At 75.9% G+C, this 14831-nt stretch carries 14 protein-coding genes and 1 pseudogene; 8 read left to right on the top strand and 7 right to left on the bottom strand.

Features of this window, described 5'->3' with window-relative positions; translation table 11 throughout:
- Positions 1 to 136: 136 nt before the first annotated feature.
- A pseudogene (locus tag WHI96_RS23635) lies at positions 137 to 1069 on the top strand (PAS domain-containing protein); the annotation flags it as partial.
- Positions 1070 to 1095: 26 nt separating this feature from the next.
- Here WHI96_RS23635 and WHI96_RS23630 read toward each other — a convergent pair.
- The 5 genes from WHI96_RS23630 to WHI96_RS23610 form a co-directional block, all read right to left on the bottom strand.
- Positions 1096 to 1425 (bottom strand): ATP-binding cassette domain-containing protein, encoded by a 330-nt coding sequence (locus tag WHI96_RS23630; RefSeq protein ID WP_345647398.1) that lies wholly within the window; start codon positions 1423 to 1425, stop codon positions 1096 to 1098.
- A complete protein-coding gene (locus WHI96_RS23625) occupies positions 1422 to 2303 on the bottom strand; it encodes an ABC transporter permease (protein WP_345647395.1) in 882 nt (293 codons plus the stop codon). Before WHI96_RS23625 ends, WHI96_RS23630 begins: the two co-directional genes overlap by 4 nt.
- Positions 2300 to 3232 (bottom strand): ABC transporter permease, encoded by a 933-nt coding sequence (locus WHI96_RS23620; RefSeq protein ID WP_345647392.1) that lies wholly within the window; start codon positions 3230 to 3232, stop codon positions 2300 to 2302. Before WHI96_RS23620 ends, WHI96_RS23625 begins: the two co-directional genes overlap by 4 nt.
- A gap of 4 nt (positions 3233 to 3236) precedes the next feature.
- Positions 3237 to 4784 carry an ABC transporter substrate-binding protein gene (locus WHI96_RS23615; protein ID WP_345647389.1) on the bottom strand — a complete coding sequence of 516 codons (1548 nt, stop codon included), beginning with the start codon at positions 4782 to 4784 and terminating at the stop codon, positions 3237 to 3239.
- A gap of 146 nt (positions 4785 to 4930) precedes the next feature.
- Positions 4931 to 5473, bottom strand: a complete 543-nt coding sequence (locus tag WHI96_RS23610; RefSeq protein ID WP_345647386.1) for a histidine phosphatase family protein — start codon at positions 5471 to 5473, stop codon at positions 4931 to 4933.
- Positions 5474 to 5581: 108 nt separating this feature from the next.
- On the opposite strand from WHI96_RS23610, the gene WHI96_RS23605 reads away from it, so the two are divergent.
- Both WHI96_RS23605 and WHI96_RS23600 read left to right on the top strand, forming a co-directional pair.
- Positions 5582 to 5797: a CbtB domain-containing protein gene (locus WHI96_RS23605; RefSeq protein WP_226356148.1), complete on the top strand. Its 216-nt coding sequence runs from the start codon at positions 5582 to 5584 to the stop codon at positions 5795 to 5797.
- A gap of 13 nt (positions 5798 to 5810) precedes the next feature.
- Positions 5811 to 6551, top strand: coding sequence for a CbtA family protein (locus tag WHI96_RS23600; RefSeq protein WP_345647381.1), 741 nt, complete (start codon positions 5811 to 5813; stop codon positions 6549 to 6551).
- Between the two features lie 15 nt (positions 6552 to 6566).
- Here WHI96_RS23600 and WHI96_RS23595 read toward each other — a convergent pair whose 3' ends face one another.
- Positions 6567 to 8057 (bottom strand): alpha/beta hydrolase, encoded by a 1491-nt coding sequence (locus WHI96_RS23595; protein ID WP_345647378.1) that lies wholly within the window; start codon positions 8055 to 8057, stop codon positions 6567 to 6569.
- A gap of 194 nt (positions 8058 to 8251) precedes the next feature.
- Between WHI96_RS23595 and WHI96_RS23590 the strand changes: the two genes are divergently transcribed.
- The 3 genes from WHI96_RS23590 to WHI96_RS23580 all read left to right on the top strand — a co-directional run bounded on the left by WHI96_RS23590 (position 8252) and on the right by WHI96_RS23580 (position 10418).
- Positions 8252 to 8629, top strand: coding sequence for a hypothetical protein (locus WHI96_RS23590; protein WP_345647375.1), 378 nt, complete (start codon positions 8252 to 8254; stop codon positions 8627 to 8629).
- Positions 8626 to 9612, top strand: coding sequence for an Acg family FMN-binding oxidoreductase (locus tag WHI96_RS23585; protein WP_345647372.1), 987 nt, complete (start codon positions 8626 to 8628; stop codon positions 9610 to 9612). Before WHI96_RS23590 ends, WHI96_RS23585 begins: the two co-directional genes overlap by 4 nt.
- Positions 9613 to 9767: 155 nt before the next feature.
- Complete coding sequence (locus tag WHI96_RS23580; RefSeq protein WP_345647369.1) at positions 9768 to 10418, top strand: response regulator; 651 nt, start codon at positions 9768 to 9770, stop codon at positions 10416 to 10418.
- 5 nt (positions 10419 to 10423) lie between these two features.
- Here WHI96_RS23580 and WHI96_RS23575 read toward each other — a convergent pair whose 3' ends face one another.
- Positions 10424 to 12139 (bottom strand): sensor histidine kinase, encoded by a 1716-nt coding sequence (locus tag WHI96_RS23575; RefSeq protein ID WP_345647366.1) that lies wholly within the window; start codon positions 12137 to 12139, stop codon positions 10424 to 10426.
- 128 nt (positions 12140 to 12267) lie between these two features.
- On the opposite strand from WHI96_RS23575, the gene WHI96_RS23570 reads away from it, so the two are divergent.
- Positions 12268 to 13272, top strand: coding sequence for an Acg family FMN-binding oxidoreductase (locus tag WHI96_RS23570; protein ID WP_345647363.1), 1005 nt, complete (start codon positions 12268 to 12270; stop codon positions 13270 to 13272).
- Between the two features lie 147 nt (positions 13273 to 13419).
- On the top strand, positions 13420 to 14820 hold the full coding sequence (locus WHI96_RS23565) for a cytochrome ubiquinol oxidase subunit I (protein ID WP_425571633.1): 1401 nt from the start codon (positions 13420 to 13422) through the stop codon (positions 14818 to 14820).
- Positions 14821 to 14831: the final 11 nt, after the last annotated feature.

Here is a 14831-nt window from a genome sequence, read left to right as displayed (position 1 = left end):
GATCGTCTGGGGGACGTGTGCGTGGAACCCGCCGCTCCGGGGCTGTCCAGCACCGCCCGCGGAGATGAGTGGCGCACGTCCGGACGGGGTCGGCTAGATTTTCCACAGCCGTCCGACGGGGCCGAGGAGGTGGTTCATGCGCGGCGACGACGACGCGGTCGAGAGCACGCAGTCCGACCTCGTCCACGCCGCGATGGCGGCCCACGACTGGTCCTCCCATCCGCTCGGCCCGCCCGAGCGCTGGTCACCGGAGCTGCGCAGCGTCGTCCGGATGCTGCTCGACTCCCGGTTCTCGATGTGGATGGCGTGGGGCCCGGACCTCACGATGTTCTACAACGACGCCTACCGGCGCGACACGCTGCGCGGCAAGCACCCGTGGGCGCTCGGCCGCTCGGCGCGCGAGGTGTGGGCCGAGGTCTGGGACGACGTCAGCCCGCTGATCGGGTCGGTGCTCGCCGGCGGTGGGGCCACCTGGGACGAGGACCTCCTGCTGTTCCTCGAGCGCAGCGGCTACCCCGAGGAGACCTACCACACCTTCTCCTACAGCCCGCTGCACGAGGACGGCGCCGTCGCCGGGATGCTGTGCGTGGTCACCGAGAACACCGACCGCGTGCTCAGCGAACGCCGCATGCAGACGCTGCGCGACCTCGCCGCCGACCTGGGGCCGACCCGCACCGGGGCGCAGGTGTACGCCGCGGTCGGGCGCGCGCTGGCCGGTAACCCGCGGGACGTGCCGTTCGGGCTGGTCTACGAGTTCACCGAGGACGGCGGGACCCGGCTCGCCGGATCCGCGGGCATCGCGGCCGACGCGCCCGGGGCCGACCAGGCCGGCTGGCCGCTCGACCCGGTGCGCGAGGGCGGCACGGCGGTCGTCGACGACCTCGCCGCCCGCCTGCCGGGGCTGCCCCGGGGCGCCTGGGACCGGCCGCCGTCGCACGCCGTGCTGGTCCCGCTCGCCGGGGCGCAGGGCGAGACCCGGATCCGGGGGGCGCTGGTCGTCGGGCTGAACCCGTTCCGGACCTTCGACGAGCGCTACCGGGCGTTCGTCGACCTCCTGGCGGGCCAGGTCGGGGCCGCGCTGGTCGCCGCGGGCGCCTACGAGGCCGAGCGCGAGCGGGCCGAGGCGCTCGCCGAGCTCGACCGCGCCAAGACCGACTTCTTCGCAGGCGTCAGCCACGAGTTCCGCACGCCCCTGACCTCGGGCAGACCGAGGATCTCGCGACCGGACACCCGGACGCTGCCGGTCACCGTCGTCCCGGCGGGGAGCAGGCCCAGCACGGTGCGGACCAGGGTGGACTTCCCGCTCCCGGAGCGGCCGACGACGGCCCAGCGCTCGCCGTCGTCGATGCGCAGGTCGACGTCGTCGAGGGCCCGGTGGCCGTCCGGGTAGGTGACGGTCAGGCCGCGGACCTCCAGCGCGCTCACCGGTGCCCCCGCGGGTCGGTCACATCGCGCAGCGCGTCGCTCACCAGGGTCGCCGCGGCGACGGCGAGGACCAGCCCGGCCCCGGGCCCGATCAGCTGCCACGGCGCGAAGGCAAAGGTCTCCCGCCCGGCCGCGAGCATGGTGCCCCACTCGGCGGTGGGCGGCTGCGTGCCCAGCCCGAGGAAGGACAGCCCGGCCAGGAGCAGCACGGCGTCGCCGAGCCCCAGGGTGGCCGCCACCGACACCTGGGCGGTGACCCCGGGGACGACGTGGGTCAGGACCGCCCGTACCGGTCCGACCCCGGCCATCCGCGCCGCGACGACGTCCGGCCGGTGCCGGGCGCCCTGCGCGACGCTGCGGGCGAGCCGGGCGAGCGAGGCCCAGCTCGTCACCACCATCGCCAGCACCAGGTTGAGGTGCCCGGGTCCGAGCACACCGACCACGGCGAGGGTCAGCACGAGCGTCGGCAGCCCCAGCATGACGTCGGTGGCGCGGGTGAGCACGGTGTCGAGGGCGCCGCCCACCGCACCGGCCAGCGTCCCGACGACGATCCCCACGACCGCGGACAGGACCATCACCGCCACCGCGGCGCCCAGCGAGCTGCGGGCCCCGGCGACGCTGCGGGCCAGCAGGTCCCGCCCGGCGTGGTCGGTACCGAGCAGGTTGCCCGGCGACGGCGGCGCGAGCTGGCGGGTGTAGTCGGGCAGGTCGGGGTCCGGGAGCACCCACGGCCCGACGACCGCCGCGACCAGCAGGACCGCCGCCATGGCGAGCCCGGCGCGGGCCGCCGGGCTCGCGAGCAGGGCGCGAGTGGTCCGCCCGTCGAGACCGCGCGGGACGGGCGGTGCCGCGGGGGTGAGGATCCCGGCCCCGGTCACCGTGCACCGCGCAGGCGGGGGTCGATCACGGCGCAGACGAGGTCGAGGATCAGGCTCGCCACCACGTAGGCGACGACGGCCAGCAGGGTGAACCCGACGATCACCGGCATGTCCCGGGCCGTGATCGCCTCGACGGTGAACCGCCCGACGCCCGGCCAGGTGAACACGCTCTCGACGATCGAGGCGCCACCGATCAGCGCCGCCGTGCCCAGCCCGACCATGGTCAGGAACGGGGCGAGCGCGTGCGGCAGCCGGTGCACCAGCAGGACGCGCAGCGGACCGGCGCCGCGGGCCCGCGCGACCGTCACGTGCACGGCACCGCCGGCCTCGACCAGGCTCGTGCGCAGCACCCGCGACCACACGGGCACCGACCCGGTGGCGAGGACGAGCGCGGGCAGCAGCACCGTGCCCCAGCCGCCGTCGGCGATGACCCGGCCGAGACCGGCCCGGACCACGACCAGGTCGAGCAGCACCACCCCGAGGACGAACCCGGGGACCACCAGCAGGACGAGGGCCACGACCCGCGACACCGTGTCCGGCCAGCGCCCGGCGCCCAGTGCCGCCGTCGTCCCGAGCGCCAGCGCGGCGACGACGGCGATCCCGAGCGCGGCGACGGTCAGCCGTAGCGTCGCGGGCAGTCGCTGCGCGAACTCGGCGGCCACCGGCCGCCCGGTCCGCCAGGAGACACCGAGGTCGCCGCGCACGGCGTCGCCGGCCCACCGTCCGAACCGGACCGGCAGCGGGTCGTTGAGCCGCAGCTCGGCGCGGACCGCGGCCACCGCGGCCGGGGTGGGTTCCAGGACCCCGCGCGCCTGCAGGACCCGTTGGGCCGGGTCGCCCGGGGTGACCGCGAGCATCCCGAAGACGAGCACGGCCGCACCGGCCAGGGTGAGCAGGGCCTGACCGAGCCGCCGGAGGACGGTGCGCACCTGCTCAGCCCGTCGGCGCCGTGTCGTGGGCGACCCACAGGTTGGAGCCCTCGATCGCGTAGCCGCTCCACGCGGGCGAGGTGACGACGGCGGGTCTGCGCAGCCCGACGTAGGCGAGGTGCCCGCGCTCGGCGATGCGCTGCTGGACCCGGCGGAGCAGGTCGTCGCGGGCGGCCGGGTCGAGCTCGACGCCCACCCGGTCGACGAGCGCGTCCAGCTCCGGGTCGGCGATGCCGCTGAAGTTGGCCTCCCCGTCGCTGCGGACGATGGTCTGCAGCGGCAGGACGTAGTCCCCGCCGAAGGAGATGAAGCCGCGGGAGCTGATCCCGGAGTTCCAGCCGGTGCCGGTCTTGAGGACCGAGTCGATGTCGGGCACCTGGCGGATGTCGACGCCGACGCCCAGCTCCGCGAGCTGGGCCTGCAGCGCGAGGGCGACGGCGTCGGAGTCGGGCTGCTCGGGGTAGGTCAGCATCGAGAAGCGCAGCGGGCGGCCGTCGCGGGTGCGGGGACCGTCGCCGGTCCGCACCCAGCTGGCCTCGTCGAGCAGCCGCTCCGCGGCCGCGACGTCGGTGCGCTGGGTCGTCTCCGCCCACGGCCGGCTCGGCACGTACAGGCCGGTGGCCGGCAGGAACTGGCCCTGCATGACCTCGTTCGCGATCGCGTCGTAGTCGACCGCGGCGTAGACGGCCCGGCGGACGCGGTCGTCGTCGAAGGGGGCCTCGCGCTGGTTGAGGAACAGCGGCAGCGACGGGCCGGTGGGCTCGTCGGTCACCACCGCGACGTCGTCGCGGCCCGCCAGCGTGGGCAGCGTCGCGCGCGAGGGGTAGAGCGCGATGTCGGCCTCCCCGGCCTGGACCGCCTGGATCCGTGCCGCCGCCTCGGGGACGAAGCGCACGGTCACCTCCTCCAGCGCGGGCGGACCGTCCCAGTGGTCGGCCCGCGGGGCCAGCCGGGCGGCCGAGGAGTCCAGGGACTCCACCACGTAGGGGCCGGTGTAGATGCCGGCGTCGACCAGAGCGGACGCGGGCGCGCCGGAGTCGCGGTGCGCGCGGTACGCGGCGCTGTCGTAGACGGGCAGGATCGACTCGTCGGCGAGCAGCGCGGGCACGTTCGGCGCCGGGCGCCCGGTGGTGAGCACGACCTCGTGCGGTCCGGTCGCCGCCGCCGTGGCCCCCGGGAGGGCCGCGGCGAACGAGGCGTTGTCGGCCAGCTGGAAGGTGATCAGCTCGGCGAGCGCGGCGGCGTCGAGCGGGCGGCCGTTCACGAACGAGGCGTCGGGCGGCAGGGTCATCCGCCAGGTCAGCGGGCCGGTCGAGGTCAGCTCCTCGAGCACCCACGGGGTCGGGTCGCCGGCGCGGTCCGGGCGCATGAGCAGCTCCGCGTAGCCGAACTCGACGCCCCAGATCGCGTTCTCGGCCGGGTCCAGGTCGTCGATCGCGAAGCTCGTGGCGAAGGTCAGGGTGCGGTCCGCGCCTCCGCCGGCGCCGCCGGTCGTCTGCACGCACCCGGCGGTGAGCAGCAGGACGGCCGTCGCCGCCGCGATGGCACTCATGATCCGTCTCGCAGGCATGGGTGTCCCTCCCCCGACGGCGGACCCCGGGGCCACGACGCCGACACGACAATTCGGATGATCGTCACGATCGGCTTACTCATACGTGAACACATGAACTGATGTACAGACGTAGTGACGGTGGTCGCTCAGCCCCGGGTCTGCGGCGCGCCCGTGGCGCGCACCGTCCACCGGTCCGGCCCGCCGCGCAGGTCGGTGACGGTCAGCGGGCCCGCGTCGACCCGCCAGAACGCCGTGGCGGGCGCCCCCAGGACCAGCACGACGGCGGCCCGGACCACGGCGGGCCCGCACACCGCGACCGTGTGCCCGCCCCCGACGGCGGCCAGCACGCCCCGGACCCGGTCGAGCAGGTCGTGCAGCGACTCCCCGCCGTGCGGCGCCGCCGCCGGGTCGGCGAGCCAGGCCGCCACCCCCTCCGAGTCCTCGGCGGCGACGACGTCGAGCGGGCGGCCCGCCCAGGCGCCCGCGTCCCAGGACCGCAGTGCCGGATCAGCCTCCCCCGGGCCGCCCAGTGCGGCGCACGTCGCCGCCGACGCGGGGTCCGGCGCGTGCCGGAACCGGTCGGCCCGGAGCCGGGTCAGGGCGCGCAGGTGGGCCTCCGCACCCGGCGCGACGGGCTCGTCGGCCGGGAAGTGTGCGCCCCGCGTCCCGTTCGTGGCGGCATGCGTCACCAGTGTGAGCCGAGAGGTCCCCGTGGTCACTTGACGACCCCTGACACCGCGCGCACCATTTCTCTGTGCATCTGTTCAGATGTACACCCCCGGACCCCGGAGCGACCGATGACCCACGCCGTCCCCGCACCGCTCACCGGAGCCGTGCCGGCTCCCATCCCGCTGCGCGAGATCGCACCGTGGGCGATCTTCGCCGGCGTCGTCATGCTCGTGCTGCTGTACCTGGTCGGCATCGACCAGGGCGTCACCTCGCTGGTGCCCGGCGCGATGATCCACGAGTTCGTCCACGACGGCCGGCACCTGCTCGGCTTCCCCTGCCACTGACGCGGAGCCGGACGTGATCGTGAGAGCTCTGCTGGTCCGCGGCATGATCGCGGGCCTGGCCGCGGGTGTCGTGGCCTACCTGTTCGCCCGGTTCTTCGGCGAGCCCCCGCTGGACGGCGGGATCGCCTTCGAGGACGCCATGGCCGCGGCCTCCGACGAGCACGCCCACGAGGACCTGGTCAGCCGCGCCGTCCAGGCGAACGTCGGGCTCGGTGTCGCCTACGTCGTCTACGGAATCGCGATCGGCGGCATCCTCGCCCTCGTGTTCGCCGTCGCGCGCGGACGGCTGGCGCCGCTGGGCTCGCGGTCAACCGCGGTGGTCGTCACGCTGCTCGGGTTCGTCTCGGCGGTGCTGGTGCCGCTGGTGAACTACCCGGCGAACCCGCCCGCCTCCACCGCCGACGACACCATCGGCTCGCGCACCGGGCTGTTCCTGCTCATGGTGGTCGTCTCGATCGCGCTGATGGTTGTCGCCGTGGTCGCGTCCGAGCGGCTGACGCCGCGGCTGGGCCGGTGGAACGCCGTCGTCGCCGCCGGGGTCGGCTACCTCGTGGTGACCCTCGTCGTCGGGTCGCTGCTGCCCGCCGTCGCCGAGACGCCTGCCGACTTCCCGGCGACGGTGCTCTACGACTTCCGTGCCGCCGCACTGGGCGCGCAGGTCGTCGTCTGGGGCGTGTTCGCGCTCGTGTTCGGCGCACTCGTGCACGAGCGCAGCCCGGCCGCGGGGACGGCCCGGCGCGCCGCCGTCGGCTGAGCCGCCGCGGGCGGGTCAGCGGCAGAGCACGTCGTCGGGCGGGAGCGTCCCGTCCACCAGGTACGACGTCGTGACCCCCAACGCGCACGGGGTGTCCCCGACGCCCGCGTACACGCCGTGTCCGCTCCCGTTCTCGACGACGAGCCGGGCCCGGTCGCCGAACTTCTCCCGCAGCAGCTCACCTCCGCGCAGCGGGGTGACCGGGTCGTGGCGGTTCTGCACGATCAGCACGTTCGCCGGGCCCTCGTCGAGCACACGGACCGGCGGCTCGGCCGGCTCGTACGGCCAGAAGGCGCAGGGCAGCACGTTCGCGCTCGCCGCGCCGTACACCGGGAACCGCTCGCGGTCCTGCGCCACCGCCCGCTGGTACACCGCGACGTCCCGCGGCCAGGCGACGTCGTTGCAGGTCGTGGCCAGGAACGCGGTGTACGCGTTGTCCTGCGGCGACGGGCCCGGGGGCGGCGCGGGGGCGGGCGGCGCCGGGGCGGGCGGCGCGTCGCCGGACAGCAGCGACTGCCAGGCCGCGGCGGTGCTGCCGTAGAGGGTCGGGCCGTACAGACCGACGAAGGTGGCCGCCCGGAACACCCGCCCGTCCACCCCGTCCGACGGCCGGTCGTCGAGCCGCACGGGGAGCCGGAGGTAGGTCGCCCGCACCTCCTGCGGGGTGGCGCCCAGCCCGTAGGTGCCGTGCCGGTCGGCGGCCCAGCGGGCGAAGTCCCCGAAGGTCTCCTCGGCGCCGAGTGCGTAGCGGCGGATGCCCTCGGGGTCGAGGTGGGTGTCACCGATGTTGCTGTCGAGCACGACGCGGTCGGAGCGGTCGGGGAACAGGGAGGCGTAGGCCGCCCCGAGCGCCGAACCGTAGGAGAAGCCGAGGAAGCTCGCCTTCTCCTCGCCGAGCGCGGCCCGGATGCGGTCCATGTCCCGGGCGACGTTGGCGGTCGTGACGTGCCGCAGGTGCCCGTTGCGGTCGTTCGCCGCGCACCGCTGCGCCACCTCCCGCGCGACCTCGGCCGTCCGCAGGACCGCCGCGTCGTCGGCGGCGTACGGCGGGATGTTGCCGATGTAGTCCTGGTCGGTGGTGAACCCGCAGCTCACCGGGTCCGAGTGGCCGACCCCGCGGGTGTCGAACCCGATGATGTCGTAGCTCTCCTGCACGCTCGCGGGCAGACCGCGCTTCACCAGATCGTTCGCGAACGCCAGCCCGGACCCGCCCGGACCCCCGGGGTTCAGGACCAGGATCCCGCGGCGCTTCTCCGGCTTCGTGCTCGCCAGCCGGGACACCGTGATCGTGATCTGCTCGGCGTCGGGGCTGCCGTGGTCCAGCGGCACCGGGATCTGCGTGCACTGCAGTGCGACCAGCGGCGCCACCACGTCCGCGGGGCAGGGGCCCCACTCCGGCCCCGCCGCGGGTTCCGCCGCCCCCGCGGGTGCGGCGACCGCCGCACCGATCAGCCCGGCCAGCAGCGCCGGCACCGTGGCCCGGATCAGGTTCCGTCGTCCTCGCATCGTTCCCGTCCCCTCGTCGCGGTCGGGGCGGACGCTAGGAACGCCGTCCGGCTCCGCACATCGATCGAACGGCCACGGCCTCCGACCGAAGTCGTAGTGCGGGACCTTCGGCCCGGGCCGGGCGTGCCGCCCGGCCCTGCCCCGCCCGTCGTTCCCGGCGGAGCATCGGACCCGGGACGACGGAGGAGGTCACCATGATCGAGGTCGGGGTGCGCGGGGAGCTCACGGTGATGGTCGCGGTGGCCGGTGCCGAGCTGGCCGGGCAGGGGCTGCGCCCGCTCGTCGTCCGGGCGGGCGACGCCCGCACGCTCGCCGGGGTCGCCGGCGTCGTGCTCGTCGGGGCGTGGGGCAGGCCGTGGGCCCGCGCCGCCGCGAGCCGGTTCCTGCACCGGCACGCGACGGTGCTGCGGGTCCGTCCGCTGTGGATGGTCGACGCCGCGCCCGCCGGGGACGGCCGCCCGCACCCGGTGCCGGCGCCGGACCTGGATCTCCCGGTGCGGCTGCACACCGCCGGGACACCCGGCGGGCGGGAGTGGACGGCCGGGCTCGCCGCCGCGGCGGTGTCGCGGTGACGGCGGCGTCGTCGTCCGGGCCGGAGGTGCTGTGGCGCGCGCTCTCGGCGGCGGTGCGCGCCCCCTCGGTGCACAACACCCAGCCGTGGCGCTGGCGGGTCGCGACCGACCGGTTGGAGCTGCACGCCGACCCCGACCGGCGGTTGCCCTTCACCGACCCCGACCGGCGCGACCAGCTGGTCAGCTGCGGGTCCGCGCTGGGTTTCCTGCACGTCGCGCTCGCCGCGCTCGGGGCGGGTCACGAGATCACCCGGCACCCGACCGGGGACCGGAACCACCTGGCGACGGTCCGGCTCACCGGGGCGCCCCCGGACCCGGCCGACCACACCGTGGCGGCGCTGGCCCGGGCGATCCCGCGCCGGCGCACCGACCGGCGGCCCTTCCGCGAGGGCGTGGACTCGCGGCACGCCCGCGCGGTCCTCGGCGAGCACGCGGCGCGGTACGGCGCCACCCTGCACACCGTGACCGACGCGGTCGCCCGCGAGCACCTCGCGGCGCTGGAGGACACGGCGGCGCGGGAGGTCCGCGCCCGCCCCGGCCAGGCCGCCGAGCTGCTGGTCTGGACCCACCGCTACCCGGGCTCGCACGACGGGGTCCCGGCCGGGTCGCTCCCCCGCGGCGCACCGTGGCGGCCGGGCCCCGACCTGGGCGTGCGCTTCCCGGGCGGCTCGCTGCCGGCCCGGGCCGCCGTCCGCGACGAGGCCACGATCATGGTGCTGACCACCCGCGCCGACGACGACCCGGCCCGGCTCGCCGCCGGGGAGGCGGCCGGGGTCGTGCTGCTCGCCGCCACCGCGTCCGGTCTCGCGACCTGCCCGCTCTCGCGGGTGCTGGAGACCTCGCGGACCCGGGCGGACCTGGCCCGGCAGGTCCTGCGCACCGCCGACCACCCGCAGCTGCTGCTGCGCGTCGGCCGCCCCCAGGACGACGCCGAGCTCCCGGAGACACCGCGCCGCAGGCCCGCCGACGTCCTGCTGCACTGACGGCCGCACCGGCTGCCGCACAGCCTGCTGCGCCGACTGCTGCACCGGTGTCCCCGTGACCGGGAGCACCCGGGCGCCGGGACCTTCGGCCCGCCCGGTGTGCCCGGAACGCCCGTTAGCCTCGGTCCGACGACGACCCGGCCCGGAGGACGACGATGACGATCTCGGTGTTCCTGCTCGACGACCACGAGATCGTGCGCCGCGGGCTGGCCCAGCTGCTCGGCATGGAGGACGACATCGAGATCGTCGGCGAGGCCGGGACCGCGGCGCAGGCCCTCGCCCGCATCCCCGCGCTGCGCCCGGACGTCGCGCTGCTCGACGTCCGGCTGCCCGACGGCGACGGCGTCTCGGTGTGCCGCGACCTGCGCTCGGCGGTCGTCCCGCCGCCGGCCTGCCTGATGCTCACCTCGTACTCCGACGACGAGGCGCTGTTCGGCGCGATCATGGCCGGGGCCGCCGGGTACCTGCTCAAGCAGGTCGCGGGCGTCGACCTGGTCGGTGCCGTGCGCACGGTCGCCGCCGGCGGCTCGCTGCTCGACCCGCGGGCGACCGCCGCGGTGCTGGCACGGCTGCGCACCGGCGGTTCCGACCCCGACGCCGACCCCCGCTACGACACCCTCAGCCCGCAGGAGCAGCGGATCCTCGGGCTCGTCGCCGACGGGCTCACCAACCGCCAGATCGGCGCCACGCTGCACCTGGCCGAGAAGACCGTGAAGAACTACGTGTCCTCGATCCTGCACAAGCTCGGGTTCTCCCGGCGCACCGAGGCCGCCGTCTACGCCGTCGAGCGCCGCCACGGGCGCTGACCCGCTCAGCCCAGCGGAACCGTCCACCGCAGCCGGGTGCCCCCGGTCGCGACGCGCTCGACGACCGAGGTGCCGCCGAGCTCGGCCGCGCGGTCGGCGATGTTGCGCAGCCCGCTGCGCCGGCCGGTGGGGGCGATGCCGCAGCCGTCGTCGGTGACCTCCGCGGACAGCTCCTCCCCGGCGGCGACCCGCACGTGCAGCCGGGCCGCACCGGAGTGGCGGACCGCGTTCGACACGGCCTCGCGCACCACGGCCAGCAGGTGCACGGCGACGTGCGCGGGCACGACGGTGTCGACCGGTCCCGCGGTGTCGACGGTCGCGTCGATCCCGGACGCGGCCGTCACGTGCGCGACGGTGTCGAGCAGCCGCCGGCGCAGACCGCCGCCGCCCTGGTCCGCGGTGTGCAGGTCGAAGATCGAGGTGCGGATCTCGCGGACCGTGCGGTCCAGCTCGTCGACGGCCTGCCCGACCTGCTCGCGCACGGCGGCGCCCGCGGCGTCGACGCCGGCGCGGCGCAGCGTGCCCTGCAGGGTGAGGCCGACCGCGAAGAGCCGCTGGATGACGTGGTCGTGCAGGTCGCGGGCGATGCGGTCGCGGTCGGCGAGCACCGCGAGCTCGCGCTGGGTGCGCTGCTTGTCCCCCAGCTCCAGCGCCAGCGCCGCCTGGTCGGCGAAGGACACCAGCAGCGGCACCTCCGACGGCCGGAACGGAGGGTCGCCGGGGGCGCGGCGGGCGACCAGGACCCCGCTCACCCGGCTCGCGGCCCGCATCGGCACCGCGACGACCGGCCCGCGGGCGCCGTCGACGCCGACCGGGGCGTCGGTGACGTCGGCCAGGACCGGCTGGCGGAGCTCGACGGCCCGGCGCAGGAGCGCGTCGTCGGGACCGCCTGCCGGCGGCGGACGGCCCGCGGTCGCGCCCTCCCGGAAGCCGCCGTCGTCGTCGGGGCCCAGGGCGATCAGGGTCCCGTCGGCCCGGGACAGCTCCAGGCTGCGCCGGGCGACGAGCGCGAGCGTGTCGGCCTCGCCGGTACCGGCCAGCACCTCGCCGCGGATCTCGGCGAGAGCCTCCAGCCACTGCTGACGGAGCAGTCCCTGCTCGAACAGGTCGGCGTTCTGCACGGCGATCCCGGCCGCGGCGGCGAGCGCCATGAGGATCAGCTCGTCGTCGGCGGTGAACTCGGTGCCGGTGCGCTTCTCGGTGAGGTAGAGGTTGCCGTAGACGGCGTCGCTGACCCGTACGGGGACGCCGATGAAGCTGCGCATCGGCGGGTGGTGGGGCGGGAAGCCGACCGAGGACGGGTGCGCCGACAGGTCGTGCAGGCGCAGCGGACGCGGGTCGGCGATCAGCTGGCCGAGCAGGCCACGGCCCTCGGGCGGGCGTCCCAGCGCGGTGCGGGTCGCCTCGTCCAGGCCGACGTCGACGAAGCGGGCGATGCTGCCGTCCGGTGCGAGCACGCCCAGCGCGCCGTAGCGGGCGTCGACCAGGTCCACCGCGGACTGCACGATCCGCTCCAACGTGGTGTCCAGCTCCAGACCGGCCGCGACCCCGAGCACCGCGTCGAGCAGCCGCTGCGTCCGCCGCCGGGTGGACGCGATCTCGGCGAGGCGGTCCTGCACCTCGCCGATCAGCTGGTCCAGGCGCAGGCCCGCCAGCAGACCGGAGATCTCGCCCTGCCCGTCACCGTCCCCGCGACCGTGTCCCTCGTCCGTCGTCGTCACCGGGCCGACGATACGGCGGGCGCCCGGCACGGGCCGGGACCTTCGTACCTGTCCCACCGGCGGCGTCGGCGCCCACCATCGCCACGGAGGCACCGGTGAACGCCCGGTCGCCGGGAGGGACGCACATCATGGACACCGTCGGCGCGGACGCGCCGGTCACCCCGAGCCTCGGTCTCGACGCCGCGGCGACCGCCCGGGTGCTGGCGACGGCGGGCCTGGCGCCGTCGCTGCACAACGCCCAGCCGTGGCGGTTCCGGGTCGGCGCCGACCACCTCGAGCTGCGGGCCGACCCCGCGCGACGGCTGCCGGTCGCCGACCCGACCGACCGCGAGCTGCGGATCGGCTGCGGGGCGGCGCTCTACGGGCTGCGTCTCGCGCTGGCCGGCGCCGGGATCCGCCCGCTCGTCACCCGCCTCCCCGACCCGTCGGACCCGGAGCTGCTCGCGGTGGTCCGGCGCGGCGCGGCGATGCCGGCCACCCCCGAGCAGCGACGGCTGCTGGAGGCGGTGCCGCGCCGGCACACGAACCGGCGCCCGTTCTCCGACGTCCCGGTGCCGAACCCGATCCGCTTCGCGCTCACCCGCGCCGCGTTCGAGGAGGGCACCTGGCTGCAGCTGGTGACCGACCCGGACGACCTCGCGGTGCTGGGTGGTCTCGCCCGCGAGGCGCACGCCCGCCAGTCCGCCGACCCGGCGTTCGTCGCGGAGATGGCGGCCTGGACCGGCCGGCACGGCGGCCTCGACGACGGCGTCCCCGCCTCGGCGGGCAGGCCGCTGCCGGCCCCGAACCAGCCGTGGGTGACGCGGGACTTCGGCGGGCCCGGCCACCCGCGGCCCGCGCCGGCCGCGTTCGAGTCGGCCCCGCTGATCGCGGTGCTGACCTCGCACCTCGACGGCCCCCGCGAGGACCTGCGCGCCGGCGAGGCCCTGGCGCGGGTGCTGCTGACCGCGACCGCCGAGGGCCTGTCGGCGTCGCCGGTGTCCCAGCTGGTGGAGGTCCCCGACGTGCGGGAGCGGGTGCGCCGCTCACTCGCCCGGGACCGTCCCCCGCAGGTCGTCCTGCGCCTGGGCCACGGGGTCCCCGTCCCGGCGACGCCGCGACGCCCGGCCGCCGACCTGGTCGACCCGGGCTGACCCGGGTCCGGCCCGGGACCTTCGCCCCGGGCCGGGCGGGCCGTCCGGTACGCCGCGGACCGACCTTCGCCCGGAGCCCGCCCACCCGGTCCGGACGACCATCGGGTGACGGGTCCACCCGGGACCCGCCGGCTCCGGAGGGGCGTGATGAATCTCGACCTCGCGCGGTGGCAGTTCGCGATCACCACCGTCTACCACTTCCTGTTCGTCCCGCTGACGATCGGCCTGTCGCTGCTCGTCGCGGGCCTGCAGACCACCTGGTTCGTCACCGCCGACGACCGCTGGCTGCGCGCGACGCGGTTCTGGGGAAAGCTCTTCCTGATCAACTTCGCGATGGGCGTCGTCACCGGCATCGTGCAGGAGTTCCAGTTCGGGATGAACTGGAGCGACTACAGCCGCTTCGTCGGCGACATCTTCGGCGCCCCGCTGGCGATCGAGGGCCTGCTCGCCTTCTTCCTGGAGTCGACCTTCCTCGGTCTGTGGATCTTCGGCTGGGACCGGCTGTCGAAGGGCGTGCACCTCGCCTGCATCTGGCTGGCCGCGATCGGAACGGTGCTGAGCGCCTACGTCATCCTCGCCGCGAACTCCTGGATGCAGCACCCGGTCGGCTCCACCGTGAACGCCGCGACCGGCCGGGCGGAGCTGACCGACTTCGGTGCGCTGCTGACCGGCTCCACCGCCGTCGGGGCCTTCTCCCACACCCTGGCCGCCTGCCTGGTGACGGCCGGGATGTTCCTGGTCGCGATCAGCGCGTGGAACCTGGTGCGAGACCGCCACCCCGAGGTCTTCCGCCCCTCGATCCGGGTCGGGCTGTGGACGACGCTGGCCGGGAGCCTCGGCGTCGTGCTCACCGGGGACCTGCAGGCCCGGCTGATGACCGAGCAGCAGCCGATGAAGATGGCCGCGGCGGAGGCGCTCTACGACACCGTCGCGCCGGCGTCGTTCTCGGTGTTCACCATCGGCTCGCTCGACGGCACCCGCGAGCTGTGGAGCCTGCGGGTGCCGCGGCTGCTGTCGTTCCTGGCCACCGGCACCTGGGACGGCGAGGTGGAGGGCGTCCACCAGCTGCAGGACAGGGCCGTCGCCGCGTTCGGGCCGGGTCTGTACACACCGGACATCCCGCTCAGCTACTGGATGTTCCGGCTGATGATCGGTTTCGGGCTGCTGGCGGCGCTGCTCGCCGTCGTCGGGCTGTGGCTGACCCGGCGTTCCCGGGCGACGCGGCGGCTGCCGCGCTGGTTCGGCCCGGCCGCCGGTCTGGGTCTGGCCGCGCCGCTGCTCGCGAACTCCGCGGGCTGGATCTTCACCGAGGCGGGCCGCCAGCCCTGGGTCGTCTACGGCGTGCTGCGCACCGCCGACGGTGTCTCGCCGAGCGTCGGCTGGGCGTCGGTGCTCACCTCGCTGGTCGTGTTCACGCTGCTCTACGGCGCGCTGGCCGTCGTCGAGGTCGTCCTGCTCGTCCGGGCCGTGCGCGCCGGTCCGCCGCCGCCCGCGGGCGTCGCCGACCCGGAGCCGGCCGGGACCACCGCCCCCGTTCCGACCTACTGAGGAGGGGACCG

The sequence above is a fragment of the Pseudonocardia tropica genome (assembly GCF_040105315.1).
GTDB lineage: Bacteria > Actinomycetota > Actinomycetes > Mycobacteriales > Pseudonocardiaceae > Pseudonocardia > Pseudonocardia alni.
Note: the sequence above shows the minus strand (reverse complement) of the source record. Positions and strands in the feature narration are given on the sequence as shown.